We start from the raw sequence: 24767 nt of genomic DNA, 5'->3' as shown, positions 1-24767 counted from the left end.
AACAAATTAAAATGAGAACCTATAAAATAAAAAACAGTAGTAAACTGTTGCTTACTACTGTTTAAAAATTGTATTTTTATTTTTATTAATCCTGTATCACTATTTCAGGACTAGACACTTCATTAAAAAAAATTCCTCTAAATAATCTTGTTGATGGCACTTATTTTTTATACAATACAAATGCATTTGAACCATTAAATATTAAAAAAAAACTCACAATAAAGATATCCGGAAATGATGAAATTTATTTCAATAAAAATGAAAATTATAAATTTACGAAAATTATAAAAGGAGATAAAATAATTTTAAGTTTTGGTGAAGATGGTGAAGAAGATGGAGACTGGCATGGTGGTGGAGAAATAGTCATATCAAAAAGTCAAGTGAGATATAAGAGTCTGGATGGACCGGAAGCTAGTGAAATTAGTAATTATCAAAAAGTAAAATAAAATTTAAAAATTAGAAATAATAAAAGTCATGACATCATGAAAACTAAAAAACGCTAACTTAGGTTGGCGTTTTTTATACCCCTTTTTAACATAAACTTCTAAACTGTTCTATCGAAAGAATAAATCAAAATGGTAACTTTGCTTCCGACCATTCGGAATTTGCAAAAATTATGCTAGACAAAGACAATACCATTGAAGTTCAAGGCGCTCGCGTCCACAATCTTAAAAATATAGATATTTCCATTCCTAGGGAAAAACTGGTCGTAATTACCGGTCTTTCGGGTTCTGGGAAATCCTCCTTAGCTTTCGATACTATTTATGCCGAAGGACAACGCCGTTATGTAGAAACTTTTTCTGCCTATGCACGTCAATTTCTGGGCGGCTTAGAACGGCCAGATGTGGATAAAATCGACGGACTTTCACCAGTAATTGCCATTGAACAAAAAACGACCAGTAAAAGTCCGCGTTCCACAGTAGGAACTATCACTGAGATTTATGATTTCCTGCGTTTGTTGTATGCTCGTGGTGCTGATGCATACAGTTACAATACCGGCGAGAAAATGGTTAGTTATAACGATGAACAAATCAAAGATTTGATTATTCAGGATTTTACCGGAAAACGCATCAATATTTTAGCTCCGGTTATTCGCGCTCGAAAAGGACATTACGCCGAGCTTTTTCAACAAATTGCCAAGCAAGGTTTTCTTAAAGTTCGAGTGAATGGCGATATCCTAGACATTACTTTAGGGATGAAATTAGATCGTTATAAAACACACGATATAGAAATTGTTGTGGACCGAATGGTGATTGACGATACTCCAGAAAATGAAAAACGTTTGACTGAAAGCATCAATACGGCGATGCATCATGGGGAAAATGTATTGATGGTTTTGGACCAAGATTCAAATGAAGTACGTTTTTTTAGCAGGAATTTGATGTGTCCAAGTACTGGAATTTCATATCAAAATCCCGAGCCTAATTTATTCTCTTTCAATTCACCAAAAGGGGCCTGTGATTATTGCAACGGTTTAGGAACGGTAAACGAAATCAATACAAAAAAGATTATTCCAAATCCGAAATTATCCATAAAAAGTGGTGGATTTGCTCCTTTGGGCGAATATAAAAGTTCGTGGATTTTTAAACAATTGGAAATCATAGGAGAAAAATATGGTTTCAAATTGACTGATGCCATAGAAACCATTCCGCAGGAAGCTATGGAAATGATTTTGAATGGCGGAAAAGAAAAATTCACCATAAACTCCAAAGATTTAGGCGTTGCACGAGAATACAAAATTGATTTTGAAGGGATTTCGCATTTCATAAAAAACCAACATGACGAAAGTGGTTCAACAACTATAAAACGTTGGGCAAAGGAGTTTATGGACGAAATAAAATGTCCTGTTTGCGAAGGTTCCCGTTTGAAAAAAGAAGCGATGTTCTTTAAAATCAATGAAAAAAACATTACCGAATTGTGTGATATGGACATTTCGGATTTGACAGCTTGGTTTCTTGATTTAGAAAACCATTTATCTCATAAACAAAAGATTATTGCTACTGAAGTAATCAAAGAAATTAAGGATCGATTGAACTTTTTAATGAATGTAGGTTTGGATTATTTGGCTTTAAGCCGAAGTTCAAAGTCACTTTCGGGTGGTGAAGCACAACGAATCCGTTTGGCAACACAAATTGGTTCTCAGTTAGTTGGTGTTTTATATATTTTGGATGAGCCAAGTATTGGTTTACACCAAAGAGATAATGATAAATTGATTCATTCTCTGGAACAATTACGCGATATTGGAAACTCAGTAATTGTGGTGGAACACGATAAAGATATGATTGAACGTGCCGATTATGTGATTGATATTGGCCCAAAAGCAGGAAAATATGGCGGAGAAATTATCAGTAAAGGAACACCTGCCGAAATTCTGAAACATCATACTATCACAGCAATGTACATGAACGGCGAAATGAAAATTGAAGTTCCTGCAAAACGTCGGGAAGGAAATGGAAAATTCCTAAAACTGACCGGAGCAACAGGAAACAACCTGAAAAATGTTTCGATAGAATTGCCTTTGGGCAAAATGATTTGTGTAACCGGAGTTTCGGGAAGTGGAAAGTCAACTCTGATTAATGAGACGCTCTACCCTATTTTGAACGCCTATTATTTCAACGGTGTCAAAAAGCCACAACCGTATAAAAAAATTGAAGGATTGGAACATATCGATAAAGTGATTGATATTGACCAAAGTCCTATTGGAAGAACCCCAAGAAGCAACCCGGCAACATACACCGAAGTTTTTACCGAAATTAGAAACCTTTTTACGATGACTTCTGAAAGTCTGATTCGGGGATATAAAGCGGGAAGATTTAGTTTTAATGTCAAAGGCGGACGTTGTGAAACCTGTGAAGGTTCGGGTGTAAGAACGATTGAGATGAACTTTTTACCAGATGTTTATGTGGAATGTGAAACCTGCCAAGGGAAACGTTTTAACAGGGAAACATTGGAGATTCGATTTAAAGGAAAATCCATTTCGGATGTGTTGAATATGACAGTAGATGAAGCGGTTCCGTTTTTTGAAATGATTCCGAAGATCTATAGAAAAGTAAAAACCATTCAGGATGTTGGTTTGGGTTATATTACGCTTGGCCAACAAAGCACAACGCTTTCCGGTGGTGAAGCACAACGTATCAAACTGGCTGGAGAATTATCTAAAAAAGATACAGGAAACACGTTTTATATTCTGGATGAACCCACTACTGGATTGCATTTTGAGGATATTAGAGTGTTGATGGAAGTAATCAATAAACTAGTAGATAAAGGGAATACGATATTGATTATCGAGCACAATATGGACGTAATTAAACTGGCCGATTATATTATAGACATTGGTCCTGAAGGTGGAAAAGGCGGTGGACAACTCATTGCGAAAGGAACGCCTGAAGAAATTATAAAAATTAAGAAGAGTTATACTGCGCAGTTTTTGAAAAAAGAGTTACTTTAGTATTTGGGAGCCCTAGCCCTGATGGAAGCGGCATCCTTTCTAGTTCTGAATTTGTTTCAGGATTCTGAAACAAATTCAGAACTAGAAAGATACAGCGTACAGCAGGAAATAGCTTCAAAAAATAAGATTTAAAATATAGCATATGAGATTAGAAGATTTTGATAATGACGAGGATAAAGTAATCCAAGACAGACTGAAAAGAAAAACCTGGAATGAAATAAGAACTAATGACAGTTGGGCTATTTTTAAAATCATGGCCGAATTTGTGAATGGGTACGAAAGCATGGGACGCATAGGTCCGTGTGTGACCATTTTTGGTTCGGCTAGGACAAAACCGGAAGATAAATATTATTTGCTTGCCGAAAAAATTGCCTACAAAATCAGTAAAGCCGGTTATGGCGTGATTACTGGCGGTGGTCCGGGAATTATGGAAGCGGGAAATAAAGGCGCACATCTGGGCGGTGGAACCTCTGTGGGATTGAATATAGTATTGCCATTTGAACAACATTACAATCCTTATATTGATGCAGATAAGAACTTGAATTTTGATTATTTCTTTGTTCGAAAAGTGATGTTTGTCAAATATTCCCAAGGGTTTGTGGTGATGCCGGGTGGTTTTGGAACTATGGATGAATTGTTTGAAGCGATGACTTTAATTCAGACGAAAAAGATTGCAAAATTCCCAATAATATTAGTTGGCACCAGCTTTTGGGCCGGATTGATCGCATGGATAAAAACGGTTTTAATAGAAAAAGAAGGTACTGTAAGCGCTGAAGACATGAATTTATTTAAAATTGTCGACACCGAAGATGAAGTCGTTGATGTGTTAGATAAATTCTATAAAAAATATGATTTAACTCCGAATTTTTAATTGAAAAGCTGTCTAACCAACAGCTTTTTTATATTTTATCAGATTTTATTCCATTTTTATCCAATAATAAGTATATTTATTTTTTTAATAAATTGAGCCCCAAAAGTTGAAATCATTCTATAAAATTGCCTTTTATACCCTTGTTTTATTAGTTTCGGTAAAACAATATGCACAACATCATTCCAAAATGATTGTTGAGTTGAATCCAGCGGACAAAACATTGAATATTCAACAAGAAATCACTTTTTTCAACCAATCAGATGATACGTTGACTTCCATAGTTTTGAATGATTGGAACCATGCGTATTCTGATAAAAATACTCCTTTGGCGAAACGTTTTTCGGATGAATTTTATAGAGGTTTTCATTTGGCTAAAGAGGAAGAACGAGGAAGCACGAATAATTTAACCATTATTGATGCGAATCTACTATTCGTTTCATGGGGAAGAACAGAGAAAAATCCAGATTATATTGAAGTTAAATTAAGGGAGAAACTACTTCCAAATCAAAAAACTACTTTACATCTCACCTATATTACAAAAATCCCAAGTGATAAATTTACCAAATACGGATTTAATAATAAAGGCGAAATGAATCTTAAAAACTGGTTCCTTACTCCTGCCCGTTATGAGAACCATGATTTTATTCGAAACAGCAACAATAATTTAGATGACATTGCCAATGCCGTTTCCAGTTATGATATCGACCTGAAAACACCTGCTACTTTAGAAATTACTTCTGATTTAAATAGTAGTTTGCCAAACAAGGCAGGAAATTTTTCCAACTATAAATTGTATGGAAATAACCGAACCGATTTTAGCCTTTTTGTAGAACCAAAATCCAGTTTCATCAGTTTTAAAAATAAGAATACTGAAGTACTGACTAATCTCAAAGAAAATAAAATAAGTGCCATTCAAAAAGCGGTTATTGTTGATCGTGTGATGGATTATGTAAATACGCTTGTTGGTAAATATCCTCATGAAAAAATAATAGTTTCTCAAACTGATTATGAGAGAAATCCTTTTTATGGATTAAACCAATTGCCTTCTTTTTTAAGTCCGTTTTCGGACGAATTTATTTTCGAGATTAAATTTTTGAAAACCTATTTGAATTCCTATTTAAAGACTAGTTTATGTTTAGATCCTCGAAAAGACAACTGGATTTATGATGGGATTCAAGTGTATGCCATGATGAAATACATTGATGAAAATCATCCAGATGCAAAGATGTTTGGCAGTGTTTCTAAACTTCGATTATTAAAAAGCTATAACTTAACCAACTTAAGTTTTAATGAGCAATATAGCTATTTTTATATGTTGATGGCCAGAAAAAACCTGGACCAGCCACTTGGTGACCCAAAAAACAGTTTAATAAAATTCAACGAACAAATTGCCAGTAAATATCGTGCCGGATTGAGTTTTAGATTTCTGGATGATTATCTGGAGCATGATGAAGTAAACAATAGCATTCGCCAATTTTACGCTGAAAATAAGGAAAAACAAGTTTCGAGAACTGATTTTGAAACCATACTAAAATCGAATACCACTAAAGATATTAACTGGTTTTTTAAAACAATAGTTGGTTCACGCGAAATCATTGATTATAAATTTATTAATGTTACAAAAACGAAAGACAGCATTACTTTTTCAGTAAAAAACAAAACCAATGTTCTGGTTCCGGTTCCGGTTTATGGAGTAAAAAAAGGGGAAATAGTTTTTAAAAAATGGCTTGACGCCAATGAAACAGACAGTACTTTTACCATTGGAAGAAAAAATGCAGATAAAATCATTTTAAATTACAATAATGAAGTTCCAGAATACAATTTAAGAAATAACTGGAAAAAATTGGAAGGTTTTTTTCCAAATAATCGTCCCGTTAAATTTGTATTTATGAAGGATTTGGAAGATCCGTATTACAATCAAGTCCTTTACGTTCCTACACTTACTTACAATTATTATGATGGACTGAGTCCAGGGTTAAGACTTCATAACAAAACTATTTTGGACAAACCTTTTATATTTGATATCAATCCCGCTTATTCTACAAAAACTGATAATCTCTCTGGTTCCGCATCTTTTTCAGCAAATCAAAATTATAGAAACAGCACGCTTTACAACGTAAGATATTCTGTATCTGGCTCCTATTTTCATTATGCGCCGGATGCATCTTATCTTAAAATAAATCCTATGGTGCAATTGCGAATCCGTGAAGAAAACTTTAGAGACAATAGAAAACAACTTATAATACTTCGTCAAGTATTGGTGAATAGAGAAAAGAGTGCTTTAATTGTTGATAACTCAACTGAAAATTATTCGGTTTTTGATGCCAAATACTTTAATACAAGAACTGAGGTAACCAATCATTTTAGTTTCATGTCTGATGTACAACTATCAGGTAAATTTGGAAAAATTGCGAGTGAAATAGAATACCGAAAATTATTTGAAAACAATCTTCAGATTAATTTAAGATTGTATGCCGGTAGTTTTTTATACAACACAACCGCTTCAGATTTTTTTAGTTTTGCATTAGACCGCCCAACCGATTATTTATTCGATTATAACTATTATGGCAGGTCTGAAAGCAAAGGATTTTATAGCCAACAATTTATATTAGCTGAAGGTGGTTTTAAATCAAAACTGAACACCCCATTTGCCAATCAATGGATTACTACCTTAAACGGAAGTTTTAATATTTGGAATTGGATGGAAGTATACGGTGACATCGGTCTTATTAAAAATAAAAACCAAAATGCGAGATTCGTATATGATAGTGGAATTCGTCTGAATCTGGTAACGGACTATTTCGAATTGTATTTTCCAATTTATTCCAACAATGGATGGGAAGTTGCACAAAATAATTACAACGAAAAAATTCGATTTATAGTTACATTCTCTCCAAAAACATTAATCAATCTTTTTAATCGAAAATGGTTCTAATCCAAGATAAAAATCAATATAAATTGCACTATTCTTCAAAAAATAGCTATTTATGTACATATAATAAAATAATACATACACTAAATTCAAATTGACTACTAATAATTAAATTATATTTCTTTTAAGGAATTATGAAAATAGCTAGTTTTTAATTAAATTTGCACCACAAAGTTATACTTTCAATTATGATAAAAGAAAAAATCAATACTACCCTGACATTTGAAGATTTCAAAACTGAAGTATTAAGTGACTATAAATTAGCTACTATAAGCAGGGAATGCAGCCTGCTAGGACGCAAAGAAGTATTGACTGGAAAGGCTAAATTTGGAATATTTGGTGACGGTAAAGAAGTACCACAGTTAGCTATGGCAAAAGCCTTCAAAAATGGAGATTTCCGTTCTGGCTATTATCGCGATCAAACTTTTATGATGGCCATTGGTGAATTAACCATACAACAATTTTTTGCGGGTTTATACGGACATACTGATATTGAACAAGAACCAATGTCAGCAGGAAGACAAATGGGTGGGCATTTTGCAACACATAGTCTAAATGAAGATGGATCTTGGAAAAATTTAACCAAACAAAAAAATTCAAGTGCTGACATCTCTCCTACCGCAGCACAAATGCCTCGATTATTAGGATTAGCGCAAGCATCAAAAATATACCGTCAAGTTTCAGGAATTACCAATGCAGCAAATTTTTCTGTAGATGGTAATGAAATTGCTTGGGGAACAATAGGCAATGCAAGTACCTCTGAAGGATTATTCTTTGAGACTATAAATGCTGCCGGGGTATTACAAGTACCTATGGTTATGAGTGTTTGGGATGATGAGTATGGAATTTCTGTTCATGCAAGACATCAGACAACCAAAGAAAGTATTTCTGAAATATTAAAAGGATACCAACGAGAAAATAATACGAATGGTTTCGAAATACTAAAAGTAAAAGGTTGGGATTACGCCGACTTAGTTGCTACTTATGAAAAAGCGGCTACTATTGCTCGTGAAAAACACATTCCGGTTTTAATTCATGTAAACGAATTGACTCAGCCACAAGGACATTCCAGTTCAGGATCTCATGAGAGATATAAAGACTCGAATCGATTGGCATGGGAAAAAGATTTTGATTGTCTCCGTCAAATGAAATTATGGATGATTGCCATCAATATTGCCTCTTCAGAAGAAATTGAAGCAATTGATTTACAAGCGAAGAAAGATGTTTTTGAAGCTAAAAAAGCGGCATGGAATGCTTTCATTGAACCTATAGTTGAAGAACAAAAAGAACTGGTTTCTTTATTGCAAAAAATAGCAGAAACAAGTAAAAATAAAGAAAGAATATTAAAACTGATTGCTGATTTAAACAGCATAAAATCGCCTTTGAAAAAGGAGATTCTTGTAACTGCTAGAAAAGTACTGCGTTTAATAATGAACGAAACAGGTAAAGAAGAACTATCGCTGTGGATCACTTCTTACACAAATAAAACCCAAGAAAAATTTAGCAGTAACTTATTCTCGGAGACGGATTTAAATGTATTTTCAGTAGAGAAAGTTTTACCTGAGTATTCAGAAAATGCAAAAGAAGATACGGATGGACGTATGATTTTGCGTGATAACTTTGACGCTATTTTTACAAAATATCCTGAAACACTAATTTTTGGTGAAGATGCCGGGAACATTGGAGATGTAAACCAAGGTTTAGAAGGAATGCAGGAAAAATATGGAGAACTTCGTGTTGCCGATGTTGGAATTCGTGAAGCAACCATAATTGGTCAAGGTATAGGAATGGCATTAAGAGGCTTGCGCCCTATTGCCGAAATTCAATATTTGGATTATTTATTGTACGCTATTCAAATCATGAGTGATGATTTAGCAACATTGAGATACCGAACTGTAGGAAAGCAAAAAGCACCTTTAATCATTCGAACACGTGGTCATCGCTTGGAAGGAATCTGGCATTCTGGTTCCCCTATGGGAATGATTATAAATGCGGTACGAGGAATTCATGTTTTGGTTCCTAGAAATATGACCCAGGCAGCTGGTTTTTATAACAGTTTATTAGAATGTGATGAGCCTGCTTTAGTAATCGAATGTTTGAATGGTTACCGATTGAAAGAAAAAATGCCGCTGAATTATGGTGAATTTAAAACACCAATTGGAGTGGTGGAAACGTTGAAAGAAGGCACTGATATCACACTGGTTTCTTATGGTTCCACTTTAAGATTAATACAGCAAGCAGCCAAAGAATTACTTGAAGTAGGTATTGATTGCGAGATTATCGATCTTCAATCTTTATTACCCTTTGATGTTAATCAAGATGTTGTAAAAAGTATTACCAAAACAAATCGTCTTTTAGTAATAGACGAAGATGTTCCGGGAGGCGCTTCGGCCTATATTTTACAACAAATTATAGAACAACAAGATGCTTATAATTATTTAGATAGCAAACCTCAGACATTAACTGCGAAAGCACACCGAGCTGCTTATGGCACAGACGGTGATTATTTCTCTAAACCATCTATCGAAGATATATTTGAAAAAGTATATGGAATGATGAATGAAGTAAATCCAGTTCAATATCCAAGTTTGTATTAAAACATAATTTTTTCTAAATTGAAATCCCAATCTAAATAAGGTTGGGATTTTTTTTGAATTCTAATTAATAGTTTGTTTTTAACAATTAAAATACTAAATTGGTAATCAATTAATTAGTCAATAACCATAATAAAATATAATATGAAAAAAACAATACTGATTTTAGGAATACTTTCGATAATGACGATAGTTTCCTGCAAGAAAAAAGATGACAATCCTATTGCTCCACAGGTAGAAACAAATGGCGAACCTACTACTTCCATAACACCAGGCTCAGAAGAAGCGAAAGATAGTACCTCTATAAAAGTTGGCACTGATGGTGTAAATGTTACCACTAAAGATGGAGCCACTAAAACTAGTGTAAATGTTTCGGGTGGAGAAGCAAAAATTGAGATTAAAAAATAACACTCAATTATTCTCTTAATTAAAAGTTATAATGCCAACATAAATTATTTATGTTGGCATTTTTTATTTTAAATTTAAACTTTATTAAAAAATAATAAAAATGAACGCTTTGGAAACTATTTTAAAAAGCATACAAAATGTCAAAGTGATAGATGATTCTATTGATTATAAAAACTATATATCTTTAGATTTATCAATTTTTAATCATGAATTATTAAAATTGGACATTAGCAATTCAATTAATTTCGGAAAATACATTGAAAATTATTTAACAACAAGCAAAGCCAAAGTAGCTTTTGGAGGATACAATGAAGAACGCAATTTGTACAAAAGGAGTGCCGTTTTTAATGATTCAAAAACGGAAGAAAGAAATATTCACATAGGATTAGATCTATGGGTAAAAGCAGGAACTCTTGTATTAGCTGCGCTTGATGGAACTATTCATAGTTTTAAATACAATGTTGGTCTAGGAGATTATGGTCCAACAATTATTTTAGAACACAAAATAGAAAATCAGATTTTTTACACATTATATGGTCATCTTTCGTTAGAAAGCATTACTGAAATTAAAATTGGGGATTTTGTTGAAAAAGGGCAACAAATAGCGACTTTGGGTAATTTCGTAATTAATGGGGATTATTCACCTCATTTACACTTTCAAATTATAAAAAACATAGGAGATAATTTTGGAGATTATCCGGGAGTTTGCAGTAAAAGTGATTTGGATTATTATTTAGAAAACTGTCCAGATCCGAATTTATTATTAAAAATTATATAAATTATGAAAAAGATAATTCTCATTCTAAGCATCATTTTACTCATTGGTTGTAAATCTAAAAACGTTGTTGCTCCTGTACCTGAAGAGGCTAAGATAATCAAACTAACATTTTCTGAAGTCAGTGCATCTCAAAAAGATAAAGCTTATGAATTAGGAAAAAGAGTTTTAATGACGTGTAACACTTCCAAGTTTAAACCTTTTAACGAAAGTGAAGCAACAACTTCGGTAATTAAAAATACAACCGAAGAACGATTGACAAAAACTTGCACCAAATTCCGTCAATATTATGGGACTTTTAAAGACTTACAGTTAGTTGAAATCTACAAAAATAATACCGATCAAATTACTATTTTTCGTTATAAAGCATTGTATACAAAGAAAGTTGCCAACAAAGAACTCCGCGTTTCAATCAATCAAGAAAACAAAGTTTCGGCTATTAAATCACTGGATTGGGTAGATGCTTTTCAAAACAAATAACTTTAAGTAATAGAACGAAATTCATGAATCAAAAAGTCCTACTTTTTTTATTATTTATCGCAACCATTTCTGCAACAAGTCAGGAAGAATTGAGTTTTAAAGGTTCCAAATCCTATCGAGCTACGAATTCTTGGAATTTTATTTGTGAAAACTATGCTTTGACTGGAGCTGCAACTATTCAAATTGCAAAAACAGAAAAAGGAGGAATCCTTAAATTAGCCATTGAAACTACAAACCCGGCATTCAATATCGCAGGAATAGTTTATGTTTATCTAACTGACAATATCGTTATTATATGTTCTGACAAAGGAATTCGGGAGAATACAGAAAATCAAATTGTATCGTATTACTCCTTTTCTGCTTTAGAAATGAATAAAATAAAAACTACTGATATTCAATCTATTCGTTTCAATATAAAAGGGAATGCCAGTAAATTTAATAGTCAAACAGGCAATTTTACTGCTGTTAATAGAAAAACATACTTTTTGGCAACTTCTGATAAAACCAAAAAAAATTATGCTACGGCAGCAGAAATAACAGCTTTATACTAATAGGAATTCAGACCAAAAACTAATTATCTGAAATAATTCCTCCTGCTTTTCTACCCAAAAAATTCATAATTCTGATAAATCTTGGGCGTCAATTTCTTTGCGATTATTTCAAGAACAGTACTATTTCACAACAGTACTGCTTTTATTAAATGCTAAAACAGCCTCTCTTTTTCGGAGTTTATTCGTAAATTTATACTATAAAAAATAGTAACCGAGTGTATCTGTCTTAAAAACAAGCTGCAGTTAATTACTCTTTTTTTTCCGAACACTCCATTATTAAAGATACATTGAAATTAATAATGTGTGAATTATGCAACTTTTTTTGAAAGTTATATAAGTCCTTTTAATTGCTTTTATTCGATTTTTACATAATCTTTTAAAAAAAATAATTTGAAACTATATATCAAATACATGGTAAGTAATCGCTGTAAAATGGCGGTAAAAGAGGAATTAAAAAAACTTGGACTCCACTTCATTGTTGTTGATTTAGGCGAAGTTGAAATTATGGAAAATATTTCTATGGATCAACGGGGTAAACTTAAATTGTCACTATTGGATTCGGGACTTGAATTAATGGATGATAAAAAGGCCATGCTTATTGAAAAAATAAAAAATGTGATTATTGAAATGGTCCATCATTCCACTGAAAATATAAAAGTAAATTTTTCTGATTATCTAAGTGAGAAATTAAACCACGATTATACGTACTTGTCCAACTTATTTTCGGAAGTGCAAGGAACAACAATCGAGCAATTTATCATCTCCCATAAAACGGAACGAATAAAAGAATTAATTATCTACGGCGAATTGAACATTACTGAAATCGCATGGAAAATGAATTATAGCAGTGTCGCTCATCTCTCTAGTCAGTTTAAAAAAGTTACGGGACTCTCCCCTTCTCATTTTAAACAATTGAAAGATAAAAGACGAAATCCAATTGAAGAAATTGGGAATGTAAATGAATAAATTGTAAAGTACGAGTATGCACAAATCTCAATATACCAGAAATTTAATTGAAGCCAATTTTGGTCCTTTCGTTACTATTAGTTCCGAAGGGAAAATAACTGATGTTAATGAGGCGTCAATAAAATTTACTGGAGTTTCACGAGAAGCATTAATAGGCACTGACTTTTCTGATTATTTTACTGAGGAAAAGAAAGCAAAAAAAGGGTGTCAGCAAGTTTTTGAAAAAGGATTTATTGCAGATTATCCATTGACGATAAAACATAAAAACGGAAAATTAACCGATGTGTTATATAATGCTTCTGTTTATAAAGATGAAGGAGGAAATGTCCTTGGAATTTTTGCAGCAGCAAGGGATATAACTGCTGAAAAATTAGCTTCTCAATATCCGCTAAGTCTGATTGAAGCAAGTCTTGATCCATTGGTTACCATAAATACCGAAGGCAAGATTACCGATATGAATGAGGCGTTAGTGAACATTACGGGTATCTCCCGAAAAGAACTTACGGGTTCTGATTTCTTCGATTATTTTACCGAAAAACAAAAAGCTTGCAAAGTCTATCAGGAAGTATTTGAAAAAGGCTCTGTAGCTGATTCTCCGCTTACACTTAAACATAAAAATGGAAAATTGACCGATGTATTATTCAACGGTTCCGTTTATAAAGACAATCAAGGAAATGTATTAGGAGTCGTTATTGTTGCAAGAGATATTGCCGGACAAAAATGGGCTTTGGATTTACAAATTGCCAATAAAGAGCTTGCTTTTCAAAATAAAGAAAAAGAAAAACGTGCTGCTGAACTAATCATTGCTAATTATGAATTAGTATTTCAAAACAAGGAGAAAGAAAAGCGGGCTGCAGAATTAGCAGTAGCGAACATGGAACTTGCTTTTCAAAACGATGAAAAAGAAAAGCGCGCTAACGAATTGATAATCGCCAACAAGGAGCTTTTATTTCAAAATGATGAAAAAGAAAAACGAGCGGCTGAATTAGCAATTGCTAACAAAGAACTTGCTTTTCAAAACGATGAAAAAGAGAAACGAGCAAACGAATTAATTATCGCCAATAAAGAACTTTTATTTCAAAATAATGAAAAAGAAAAGCGAGCTGCTGAATTAGTAATTGCGAATAAAGAACTTGCTTTTCAAAACGATGAAAAAGAAAAACGCGCTGATGAATTAATCATTGCAAACAAAGAACTTCTCTTTCAAAATAAAGAAAAAATTAAGCGGGAAATTGCAAATAAAGAACTGGAAGAATTAAGCTACGCAGCAAAATTAGCTTCTCAATATTCTCTTAGTTTGATTGAAGCAAGCCTTGATCCTTTGGTCACAATAAATACCATAGGGAAGATTACTGACATGAATGAGGCTTTGGTAAATATAACAGGCATTAAACGGAAAAAATTGCTTGGTTCTGACTTTTTTGATTATTTCACTGAACCACAAAATGCACGTGAAGTTTATCAGGAAGTATTTGCTGAAGGTTCCGTTGCTGATTCTCCACTTACACTTCGCCATAAAGATGGTAAACTAACCGATGTACTGTTCAACGGTTCGGTTTATAAAGATGACCTCGGGAATGTAGTTGGTGTTGTGATTGTTGCACGAGATGTAACAGATCAAAAAAGAATTGCCACTGAATTGATCGAAGCTAGAGTATTTGCTGAATTAGCTACCGAACTTGCAGAAGAAGCCAAACTCAAAGCAGAAAGTGCCACTATCATTGCTGAAAATGCGGTAAAAGCAAAACAGCAATTTTTGTCCAATATGAGTCATGAAATTCGTACTCCGATGAATGCTATTATTGGATTTACAAAAGTGGTATTAAAAACGGATTTGTCCATTAAACAAAAAGAATATTTAAACGCAATAAAAATGAGTGGTGATGCATTAATCGTGCTCATTAACGACATACTTGATTTAGCAAAAGTAGATGCAGGTAAGATGACATTTGAGAAAACACCTTTCAAAATGAAGTGCTCCATTTCAGCTATGCTTCATTTATTTGAAACAAAAATTCAAGAAAAAAACCTACAGTTGGTTACAGAATATGACAATAGAATCCCTAATGTTCTTGTGGGTGATCCAGTTCGTTTACACCAAATTATTTTAAATCTGGTAAGTAATGCTGTAAAATTTACTACAGACGGAAAAATTACGGTAGGTGTTCATTTACTGCTTGAAGATGAAGATAAAGTAGTTATCGAATTTGCCATAACTGATACAGGAATTGGTATTCCCGAGGAAAAAATAGAAACAATATTTGATAATTTTCAACAGGCCTCCAGCGGAACTTCAAGATTATATGGAGGAACAGGATTAGGTCTGGCCATTGTAAAACAATTAGTTGAACCACAAGGAGGCAGTATTCGTGTAAAAAGCAACGTCAATGAGGGTTCCCGATTTAGTTTTACCTTAAGTTTCCAAAAAACAAATGCCAATGCTGAATTAGAAAATGAGCTGATGGAATTAGATACCGAAATAAAAAACATAAAAGTGTTAGTGGTTGAAGATATTGCTCTCAATCAATTATTAATGAAAACACTATTGGACGAATTTGGTTTTGATCGTGATATTGCCGAAAATGGAAAAATTGCCATAGAAAAACTAAAAGAAAAGCATTACGATATCATTCTGATGGATTTACAAATGCCAGAAATGAATGGATTTGAAGCCACAGAATACATTCGTAAAACAATGAATTCTAAAATCCCAATTATTGCTTTAACTGCTGATGTTACTACTGTTGATTTAGCAAAATGTAAGGCAGTGGGAATGGATGATTACCTTGCAAAACCAATTGACGAAAAACTATTGTATAGTAAGATAGTTGGTATCTTAAAGAAACCAAAACTTGCAAAACTTAGTGCAAAACTTAATGAAAAATTAGAAGAGAAATTGGAAGAAAAAGATAATACTAAGAAAAAAATAAAGTGTATTGATCTGGTGTATTTAAATCAAAGAACAAAATCTAATCCAGCTTTAATGATGGAAATGATTTCACTATATTTAGCACAAACCCCACCTTTAATTGACACAATTAAACAAAGTTTAGCAGATCAAAATTGGTCTTTATTAGGTGCGGCGGCACATAAAATGATTCCGTCTTTTTCAATAATGGGAATCAGTCCAAATTTTGAAAACATGGCAAAAAAAATACAGGAATTTGCAAGTGCACAAGAAAAATCAGAGGAAATACATAACTTGGTTCTACAACTTGAAGAAGTTTGTTTACAAGCCTGCAACGAATTAGAAGAAGAACTTAACATAATTAAAAACACATAATGATAAAAAACGAAACAAAAATAAAAATTTTCCTGGTAGATGATGATGCCTTATTTTTAAAATCTTTAGAAATTGAATTCATGGAAAATGGGGATTTTGAAATGGAAACCTATCCGACTGGGGAACTCTGTATTGAAAATTTATCTCATAATCCAGATGTAGTAATATTAGACTATCAACTTGATGGTATTGTAGAAAATGCCATGAACGGTCTTGAAACTTTGGATAAAATAAAAGAATTCAATCCACAAATTCCAGTTGTAATGCTATCTTCGCAAGATAAAATTGAAGTGGCCATAAACTGTATGCATCACAAGGCATTTGATTACGTTGTGAAAAGTGAAACTGCATTTGTTCGCCTGCAAAAAATAATCACTACCATTTTTAAATACCAAAAAATGGAAAAAGAATTAAGTTGGTATATGGATCGCATGTAATGTATTTTACAAAATTTCTTTGTTTAAATTTCATCAATAGATACTATTAATCACTCCTGATTTGGTTAAAATCACCAAATTTATTATAAAAAAATGCGGTATAAAGACACATCAGATCTGGAAATTTCATTGTTATTGGAAGCTATCTATCGAAAATATGGATATGATTTCAGAGAGTATTCCCAAGCCCATATCAGGCGCAGGATTATGAATAGAATGGCGGTATCTAGATTCGAAGATGTTTCTCAAATGCAATCCAAGGTTCTGAATGATGAGCCATTTGCTTCCGAACTTTTACAAGATTTATCAATAACAGTAACCGAAATGTTTCGTGACCCTTCCTTTTATAGGGCATTACGGGAAAAGATTATCCCTATTTTAAAAACGTATCCCTTTATAAAAATATGGCATGCTGGCTGTGCAACAGGAGAAGAAGCTTATTCTATGGCTATCCTTTTGCAAGAAGAAGGCTTGTATGACAGAACCACCATTTATGCTACTGATTTTAACCAGATGGCTTTGAATCGTGCAAAAGATGGAATTTTTTCAAACAAAATGATAAAAGAATACACAACAAATTATCAATTGTCGGGAGGAAAAGAATCTTTTTCCAGTTATTATACTTCTAATTATGATAACGTCATTATGAATCAATCCTTGAAAAAAAATATTGTTTGGGCCAATCATAATTTAGTAACCGATAGTGTATTTGCTGAAGTAAACTTGATATTATGCCGAAATGTGCTGATTTATTTTGATAAAAATTTACAAAATAAAGTCCAGACTCTTTTTTACAATAGTCTCATTAATGGAGGCGTTTTATGTTTGGGATCCAAAGAAAGTTTACGATTTACCGATTTGCATGAGGAATACATTGAGTTGGAAGCAAAACAACGAATATTTAAAAAGAAATATTAAAAATGTATTATGAAGCAATAGTAATAGGGGTTTCTTCTGGCGGCATGAATGCTTTGAAAATTATATTCTCAGCCTTGCCGATAGATTTCAATATACCAATTATTATAGTCCAGCATGTAGGAGCGCATTCCGATAGCCAATGGATAAAACTTTTAAATGAAAAAAGTCATCTTGATATAAAAGAAGCGGACGAAAAAGAGAAAATTGAAAAATGCAAAATTTATATTGCTCCGCCTAATTATCATTTGCTAATTGAAAAGGATAAAACCTTTTCCCTTACGATAGACGAACGTGTAAGTTTTGCAAGACCATCAATCGACGTATTGTTTGAATCGGCGGCCGAAGCCTATAAAAATAAATTAATTGGAATTGTGCTTACAGGATCTAATCATGACGGGACAAAAGGTATAAAACGAATAAAAGAATGTGGGGGTCTAGCTATTATTCAGGACCCAAAAACAGCAGAATCCGCATATATGCCAAACTCAGCAATTGCTGCGATTGTACCTGATTATATTTTATCATTGGAGAATATAGTTGAATTACTAATAAAAATTGATCGACAAAAAGAATAATCGGGATGAACTTTACAAATGACAAAATGAATATGACCCTTGGCAGAAAAATAGTATTAGGATTTATTGCTTGTGCTTTTGTACTTTTAGGAGTTGCGATTTTCTCTTTTAAAAACAGTGAAAAATTTGTCGTTTCAAATGCGTTGGTAAATAATTCCAATAAGGTATTATATGAATTCGAACAAATATTGATGTCTACCATTGATGCCGAAACAGGCGTACGAGGTTATGTCATTACGGGTGATGATGATTTTTTGAAACCTTTTGCATCTGCTAATATAAAAGCAATCGAGCAACTTGATAAAGTAAAGGAATTAACAAAAGACAATCCCAATCAGCAAAAGAACATTGAGGAACTTGCGAAACAGCTTAAAATGCGTTTTGATAATTTAAACAAATGCATAGCCCTTCGCAAAAAGGATTTTGAAAAAGCCAGAGAATTTGTTGCTTCAGGGGAAGGAAAACAATTACAAGATGATCTAAGAAAAACAATTGATAAAGCGCAGGAATCTGAACAAACTTTACTTGTCGAAAGAATACAAATCAGTGAAAACGATGCCAGCAAGTTCAATATTGTTTTTGCTGTTTTATTGTTAATCATTGTTATGATTCTTATCGTTGTATACACTATAGTTGCTGAAAATTTAAAAGCTCTTAAAAGTTCCGAGGCAGAAAATGCCAACAAAAACTGGCTGCTTACAGGCAACTCAGAACTTAATGAAAAATTAATAGGAGACCAAAGTATAGCACAGTTGGCAAACAATACCATTAGTTTTTTGTGTACTTACCTGAAAGCCAATATAGGAGCTGTTTACCTATTAAATGACAAAGAAAATACCCTGATACTCAGTGGTAAATTTGCCTTTTCGTCTGCTAAAGACACTACAGAAAATTTTAAATTAAATGAAGGATTAATTGGTCAGGCCGCTTGGGAACAGAAACAAATTTCTTTAACCGATATATCCGAAGATCAAATACGCATCACTTCAGCCGTTTTGGATGCAAAACCAAAAAATTTGCTCATTACTCCTTTTTTGCTTGAGGGTAAAACGATTGGCGTAATAGAAATAGGCAAGCTTACTGATTTCAACGAAACAGAGAAGGAATTCATCTGTGTTTCCATGAACAGTATAGCTATCAGCGTAAATACGGTTCAACAAGCAGAAGAAAAAGAAAAAAGAGCCGCAGAGTTAGCCATTGCCAATAAAGAACTTGCCTATCAAAATGACGAGAAAGAAAAAAGAGCAGCAGAATTAGGAATTGCTAATAAAGAACTTGCCTATCAAAATGACGAGAAAGAAAAAAGAGCAGCAGAATTAGGAATTGCTAATAAAGAACTTGCCTATCAAAATGACGAGAAAGAAAAAAGGGCAGCAGAATTAGGGATTGCTAATAAAGAACTTGCCTATCAAAATGATGAGAAAGAAAAAAGGGCAGCAGAGTTAGGAATTGCCAACAAAGAACTTGCTTATCAAAATGACGAAAAAGAAAAAAGAGCTGCAGAATTAGGAATTGCCAACAAAGAACTTGCTTATCAAAATGATGAGAAAGAAAAAAGGGCAGCGGAGTTAGGAATTGCCAACAAAGAACTTGCCTATCAAAATGATGAGAAAGAAAAAAGAGCTGTAGAGTTAAGTTTTGCAAACAAAGAGCTATCGAATCAAGCTGAAGAACTTCAAATACAGCAGGAAGAGCTCAGACAACTGAATGAAGAATTAGAACAACAGGCACAAGATCTTAAACAACAGCAGGAAGAGTTACAAATGACCAATGAAGAATTGGAAGAACAAACTCAATCATTAGAAGAGAGAAACAAAGAAGTTGAAGCTTCGAAAAATGACATTGAACAAAAAACAAAACAACTTGAAATTAGCAGCAAGTATAAATCGGAATTCCTTGCAAATATGTCGCATGAATTAAGAACGCCTCTTAATAGTTTGCTTATTCTATCTAAAGATTTATCAGAAAACAGAAAGAAAAACCTGGATGATATTCAAGTTGAAAGTGCAGAAATAATTTATAAAAGCGGGCATGACCTTCTTGTATTAATTAATGAAGTACTGGATCTCTCTAAAATTGAAGCAGGAAAAATGTCTATAACCATTGAAAAAGTATCACTGAAATTTTTCACAGATGATCTCCTTCGCGATTTTAGACATCAGGCGGAACAGAAAGAATTGAAGCTTGTTTGCAAATTAGCAACAGCTTTACCCGAATTCATTTATACCGATTTACAACGTTTGAATCAGATATTGAAAAACCTAATATCCAATGCCATAAAATTCACCGACAAAGGAAGTGTAACTATAAGCATTACTCCAAATACAGAAACTACTTTGAACATTTCTGTTACTGATACAGGTATTGGAATATCAGAAGACAAACAAATAGCCATATTTGAAGCTTTTCAACAAGCCGAAGGCGGTACTTCCAGAAAGTATGGCGGTACGGGATTAGGCCTTTCTATTTCACGGGAACTAGCAAAATTATTAGAAGCAGAAATTAAGCTGAGTAGTAAACTAAACCAAGGATCAACTTTTTCACTCATTATTCCGCTGGAAATACATCCTGAACAGGAGTCTGTCAGTAAAGTAACCGTAAAACCTGTTTTGTATACACCACGTTCCGAAAATGAATTAACTTATCTAAATTATCCCACCATAGAAGATGATAGAAATTCAATAAACACAAATGATAAAATAGTACTCATTATTGAAGATGATCATAATTTTGCTTCAATACTTTTAAAGCAAGCCAACAAAAAAGGATTCAAATGTTTGTCGGCAGCAACTGGAGAAGATGGTCTATTGCTTGCTTCAAAATACAAACCCCAAGCAATTATTCTTGATATGGGTTTACCAGGAATCAAAGGAAAACAAGTATTGCATGAGTTAAAAGTAAATCCTTCCGTAAGGCATATACCGGTGCATATTATTTCGGCAAATGACCGTTCGCTGGAACCTATAAGAGAAGGTGCGGTAGAATACCTGATGAAACCGATATCAAAAGATGCTCTGGAAGAGGCTTTTAACCGAATTGAAAATTTTGTCAATAGAAAGATAAAAAACCTGCTTATTATAGAAGACAATGAAAATTCCAGAAAAGCAATGAAAATTCTCATTGGCAATGGTGATGTAAAATGTTTAGAAGCTGCAAGCGGTAAAGAAGCATTGGAATTGTATGAACAGAATCACATTGATTGTATTATCCTGGACATTGGATTGCCTGACATGAGTGGCTTTGACCTTATCCATAAACTGGAGGATATAAAAGGCCATAACATGCCCCCTATTATCATTTACACCGGAAAAGAACTTACAAAAGAAGAAAATAATATGCTTCACAAATATGCAGAAAGTATTATTATAAAAGGTATAAAATCCGAAGAACGATTGCTGGATGAAACCGCTCTTTTCCTTCACCGAACCATCAGCAACTTACCGAAATCAAAACAAATGATTATTAATAGTTTGCATGATAAAGAAGCTATATTTCATTCAAAAAAAATATTATTGGTAGATGACGATATGCGTAATGTTTTTGCATTATCCAAAATATTACAAGAGCGCGGAATGGAAGTTATAAAATCCGAGAACGGAAAAAATGCATTAGAAATGCTAGATAAACATACTGACATTGATATGGTATTAATGGATATTATGATGCCGGAAATGGACGGTTATGAAGCAATGAAACGGATTCGTGCTCAAATAAAATTCAGAAACTTACCCGTAATTGCGCTCACCGCAAAAGCCATGAAAGACGACAAACAAAAATGTATTGATGCCGGTGCCAACGATTATATCACAAAGCCTATTGATGTAGAACGATTATTATCATTGATGCGCGTATGGTTAAGTAAATAATAGAACGTCATTGCGAGGTGTTATACCCAATGTCATTAATTTAAACTTGTTTGTTGCTATTTCAACATTCAAAACTTTTATTTTACAATTGAAAATGAAAATAAATAGCCCTGTTAAAATTTTATTGGTAGATGATCTGCCCGAAAATTTGTTTGCCTTAGAAATAATTCTTTCTAATGAAAACTATTTATGCGTAAAAGCAAATTCCGGTAATGAAGCCTTAAAAATTCTTCTTCACCAACAAGATTTTGCCATCATATTAATAGACGTACAAATGCCGATGATGGATGGATTTGAAACCGTAGAACTAATTCGCCAAATTGAAAAACTTAAACATGTTCCGATTATTTTTTTAACGGCCAGCATGGATAATTCTATACAAATTTCCAAAGGCTATCAGGCTGGTGCCGTTGATTATATGATTAAACCGCTTTCGCCGGAAATATTAAAAGCAAAAGTGGCTGTTTTTGTCGATTTGCATAAAAAAAACCAGGAATTATTAGTTCAGGCAGAACAACTGAAAAAGCTCAACACCGATCTTACCGCTCAAAAATTACTTTCTGAATATTCACTTAGTCTTATTGAAGCAAGTCATGACCCTTTATTTGCTATAAGCCCTGAAGGGAAAATAACCGATATGAATAATGCATCGGTCAAAGTAACCGGTATATCACGCAAAAAATTAATTGGAACCGATTTTTTTGATTATTTCACTGAACCACAAAAGGCTCGTGAGGTATACCAAAAAGTATTCGAAAAAGGATCTGTTATTGATTCTCCACTAATACTTCGTCATAAAAAAGGCAAGCTGATTGATGTATTATTTAATGGATCAGTATATAAAGATGATAGAGAAAAAGTGTTGGGAGTAGTAATTGTTGCCAGAGATGTTACAGAGCAAAAAAGAATTGCCACTGAATTAATTGAGGCGAGAGTATTTGCTGAATTAGCCACTGAAATTGCAGAAGAAGCAAAAATAAACGCGGAAAATGCCACTATCATAGCTGAAAATGCCGTAAAAGCAAAACAGCAATTCTTGTCGAATATGAGCCATGAAATTCGTACACCGATGAATGCAATTATCGGATTTACAAAAGTCGTACTGAGAACAGATTTGACAGTTAAACAAAAAGAATATATAAACGCAATAAAAATGAGTGGCGATGCATTAATCGTACTCATTAACGACATCTTAGATTTAGCAAAAGTAGATGCAGGTAAGATGACATTCGAGAAAACAGCTTTCAAAATGAAGTTTTCCATTTCGGCTATGCTTCATTTATTTGAAACAAAAATTCAAGAAAAAAATTTAAAATTAGTTACGGAATACGACAGTAAAATCCCTAATGTACTTGTGGGTGACCCTGTTCGTTTGCACCAAATTATTTTAAATCTGGTAAGCAATGCTGTAAAATTTACATCAAAAGGAAAAATTACGGTGAGCGTTGATTTATTGCAGGAAGAGGATGATAAAGTAGTTCTCAAATTTGCTGTAACCGATACCGGAATTGGTATCTCCAATGAAAAAATTGGGACCATATTTGAAAATTTTCAACAGGCGACCAGCGAAACTTCAAGATTGTATGGTGGAACTGGACTAGGTCTTGCTATTGCAAAACAATTAATAGAGCCACAAGGAGGTAGTATTTGTGTAAAAAGCACTATTAACGAGGGTTCAACATTTAGTTTCACATTACCTTTTCAAAAAACAAATGTCGGTGCAGAATTGGAAAATGAGTTGATAGCGTTAGATTCAGAAATGAAAAATATAAAAGTGTTAGTGGTTGAAGATATTGCTCTCAACCAATTGCTCATGAAAACACTATTAGATGATTTTGGATTTGAACGTGACATTGCTGAAAATGGTAAAATAGCTATTGATAAACTTAAAGAAAAAGAGTATGATATCATTCTTATGGATTTGCAAATGCCCGAAATGAATGGATTTGAAGCTACAGAATACATTCGGAAGACTATGAATTCAAAAATCCCAATTATTGCTTTAACGGCTGATGTCACTACCGTTGATTTAGCTAAATGTAAAGCAGTGGGAATGAATGATTACCTTGCAAAACCAGTTGATGAGAGACTATTATATAGTAAAATAGTAAACATCTTAACGAAACCTAAGCTTGCAGAAGTTAATGAAATTTTAGAAGAAGGACAGAATACAGAGAAAAAACTAAGATGCATTGACTTGGTTTATTTAAATCAAAGAACAAAATCTAATCCAAAATTAATGATGGAAATGATTTCGCTATATCTAGCACAAACTCCTCCTTTAATTAGTACGATAAGACAAAGCTTAGAGGAGCAAAATTGGCAATTGTTAGGTGCTGCGGCACATAAAATGATTCCGTCTTTTTCAATAATGGGAATCAGTTCTGATTTTGAAAACATGGCGAAAAGAATTCAGGAATTTGCTACAGCACAAGAAAAAAATGAAGGAATACATGACTTAGTACAACAACTTGAAGAAGTTTGTTTGCAGGCCTGTACCGAATTAGAAGAAGAACTTCAAATAATCAAAAATATCATATCATGAATGTTGTCAATATGTTACCCATTTACATTCCATATTCATTTATGGAATAAGTCATAAATCATTTACTATTTATAAATTTACAAAACATATTTCCTTACTTTTAAACAAATATTTATAT

General features: G+C 33.1%; 15 protein-coding genes. All 15 read left to right on the top strand.

Going from position 1 to position 24767, the window contains the following annotated elements; translation table 11 throughout:
- The first annotated feature begins 616 nt into the window (after window positions 1–616).
- The 15 genes from uvrA to ACM55K_RS09050 all read left to right on the top strand — a co-directional run bounded on the left by uvrA (window position 617) and on the right by ACM55K_RS09050 (window position 24649).
- Window positions 617–3448 (top strand): excinuclease ABC subunit UvrA, encoded by a 2832-nt coding sequence (gene uvrA / locus ACM55K_RS09120; protein ID WP_416849928.1) that lies wholly within the window; start codon window positions 617–619, stop codon window positions 3446–3448.
- Between the two features lie 142 nt (window positions 3449–3590).
- Window positions 3591–4319 (top strand): LOG family protein, encoded by a 729-nt coding sequence (locus tag ACM55K_RS09115; RefSeq protein WP_416849927.1) that lies wholly within the window; start codon window positions 3591–3593, stop codon window positions 4317–4319.
- Between the two features lie 187 nt (window positions 4320–4506).
- Window positions 4507–7254, top strand: a complete 2748-nt coding sequence (locus ACM55K_RS09110; protein ID WP_416849936.1) for a gluzincin family metallopeptidase — start codon at window positions 4507–4509, stop codon at window positions 7252–7254.
- Window positions 7255–7439: 185 nt separating this feature from the next.
- Window positions 7440–9848, top strand: a complete 2409-nt coding sequence (locus tag ACM55K_RS09105) for an alpha-ketoacid dehydrogenase subunit alpha/beta (RefSeq protein WP_416849926.1) — start codon at window positions 7440–7442, stop codon at window positions 9846–9848.
- A gap of 141 nt (window positions 9849–9989) precedes the next feature.
- Window positions 9990–10253, top strand: coding sequence for a hypothetical protein (locus tag ACM55K_RS09100; RefSeq protein ID WP_416849925.1), 264 nt, complete (start codon window positions 9990–9992; stop codon window positions 10251–10253).
- 100 nt (window positions 10254–10353) lie between these two features.
- Entirely contained in the window at window positions 10354–11031 is a 678-nt protein-coding gene (locus tag ACM55K_RS09095; protein ID WP_416849924.1) for a peptidoglycan DD-metalloendopeptidase family protein, read from the top strand.
- A gap of 3 nt (window positions 11032–11034) precedes the next feature.
- Window positions 11035–11508 (top strand): hypothetical protein, encoded by a 474-nt coding sequence (locus ACM55K_RS09090; protein ID WP_416849923.1) that lies wholly within the window; start codon window positions 11035–11037, stop codon window positions 11506–11508.
- Between the two features lie 23 nt (window positions 11509–11531).
- Window positions 11532–12059 carry a hypothetical protein gene (locus tag ACM55K_RS09085; RefSeq protein ID WP_416849922.1) on the top strand — a complete coding sequence of 176 codons (528 nt, stop codon included), beginning with the start codon at window positions 11532–11534 and terminating at the stop codon, window positions 12057–12059.
- 411 nt (window positions 12060–12470) lie between these two features.
- Window positions 12471–13025 carry a helix-turn-helix domain-containing protein gene (locus ACM55K_RS09080; RefSeq protein WP_416849935.1) on the top strand — a complete coding sequence of 185 codons (555 nt, stop codon included), beginning with the start codon at window positions 12471–12473 and terminating at the stop codon, window positions 13023–13025.
- A gap of 16 nt (window positions 13026–13041) precedes the next feature.
- The gene (locus tag ACM55K_RS09075; RefSeq protein ID WP_416849921.1) at window positions 13042–16308 is read left to right on the top strand and encodes a PAS domain S-box protein; all 3267 of its coding nucleotides are present in this window, start codon (window positions 13042–13044) and stop codon (window positions 16306–16308) included.
- Entirely contained in the window at window positions 16308–16745 is a 438-nt protein-coding gene (locus ACM55K_RS09070; protein ID WP_416849920.1) for a response regulator, read from the top strand. The genes ACM55K_RS09075 and ACM55K_RS09070 overlap by 1 nt, the downstream gene beginning before the upstream one ends.
- 93 nt (window positions 16746–16838) lie before the next feature.
- Window positions 16839–17663 carry a CheR family methyltransferase gene (locus ACM55K_RS09065; protein WP_416849919.1) on the top strand — a complete coding sequence of 275 codons (825 nt, stop codon included), beginning with the start codon at window positions 16839–16841 and terminating at the stop codon, window positions 17661–17663.
- A gap of 2 nt (window positions 17664–17665) precedes the next feature.
- Window positions 17666–18238, top strand: a complete 573-nt coding sequence (locus ACM55K_RS09060) for a chemotaxis protein CheB (RefSeq protein ID WP_416849918.1) — start codon at window positions 17666–17668, stop codon at window positions 18236–18238.
- Window positions 18239–18243: 5 nt separating this feature from the next.
- On the top strand, window positions 18244–22104 hold the full coding sequence (locus ACM55K_RS09055; protein WP_416849917.1) for a response regulator: 3861 nt from the start codon (window positions 18244–18246) through the stop codon (window positions 22102–22104).
- Window positions 22105–22198: 94 nt separating this feature from the next.
- Window positions 22199–24649 carry a response regulator gene (locus ACM55K_RS09050; protein ID WP_416849916.1) on the top strand — a complete coding sequence of 817 codons (2451 nt, stop codon included), beginning with the start codon at window positions 22199–22201 and terminating at the stop codon, window positions 24647–24649.
- Window positions 24650–24767: the final 118 nt, after the last annotated feature.

It is taken from the genome of Flavobacterium arabinosi (genome assembly GCF_048158725.1).
Classification (GTDB): domain Bacteria; phylum Bacteroidota; class Bacteroidia; order Flavobacteriales; family Flavobacteriaceae; genus Flavobacterium; species Flavobacterium arabinosi.
This window is presented reverse-complemented; position numbering and strand designations above follow the sequence as displayed.

Excerpts from the sequence above, each read along its gene's own strand:
- uvrA (WP_416849928.1), top strand. The coding sequence starts at position 617 with ATGCTAGACAAAGACAATACCATTGAAGTTCAAGGCGCTCGCGTCCAC.
- ACM55K_RS09115 (WP_416849927.1), top strand. The coding sequence starts at position 3,591 with ATGAGATTAGAAGATTTTGATAATGACGAGGATAAAGTAATCCAAGAC.
- ACM55K_RS09110 (WP_416849936.1), top strand. The coding sequence starts at position 4,507 with ATGATTGTTGAGTTGAATCCAGCGGACAAAACATTGAATATTCAACAA.
- ACM55K_RS09105 (WP_416849926.1), top strand. The coding sequence starts at position 7,440 with ATGATAAAAGAAAAAATCAATACTACCCTGACATTTGAAGATTTCAAA.
- ACM55K_RS09100 (WP_416849925.1), top strand. The coding sequence starts at position 9,990 with ATGAAAAAAACAATACTGATTTTAGGAATACTTTCGATAATGACGATA.
- ACM55K_RS09095 (WP_416849924.1), top strand. The coding sequence starts at position 10,354 with ATGAACGCTTTGGAAACTATTTTAAAAAGCATACAAAATGTCAAAGTG.
- ACM55K_RS09090 (WP_416849923.1), top strand. The coding sequence starts at position 11,035 with ATGAAAAAGATAATTCTCATTCTAAGCATCATTTTACTCATTGGTTGT.
- ACM55K_RS09085 (WP_416849922.1), top strand. The coding sequence starts at position 11,532 with ATGAATCAAAAAGTCCTACTTTTTTTATTATTTATCGCAACCATTTCT.
- ACM55K_RS09080 (WP_416849935.1), top strand. The coding sequence starts at position 12,471 with ATGGTAAGTAATCGCTGTAAAATGGCGGTAAAAGAGGAATTAAAAAAA.
- ACM55K_RS09075 (WP_416849921.1), top strand. The coding sequence starts at position 13,042 with ATGCACAAATCTCAATATACCAGAAATTTAATTGAAGCCAATTTTGGT.
- ACM55K_RS09070 (WP_416849920.1), top strand. The coding sequence starts at position 16,308 with ATGATAAAAAACGAAACAAAAATAAAAATTTTCCTGGTAGATGATGAT.
- ACM55K_RS09065 (WP_416849919.1), top strand. The coding sequence starts at position 16,839 with ATGCGGTATAAAGACACATCAGATCTGGAAATTTCATTGTTATTGGAA.
- ACM55K_RS09060 (WP_416849918.1), top strand. The coding sequence starts at position 17,666 with ATGTATTATGAAGCAATAGTAATAGGGGTTTCTTCTGGCGGCATGAAT.
- ACM55K_RS09055 (WP_416849917.1), top strand. The coding sequence starts at position 18,244 with ATGAACTTTACAAATGACAAAATGAATATGACCCTTGGCAGAAAAATA.
- ACM55K_RS09050 (WP_416849916.1), top strand. The coding sequence starts at position 22,199 with ATGAAAATAAATAGCCCTGTTAAAATTTTATTGGTAGATGATCTGCCC.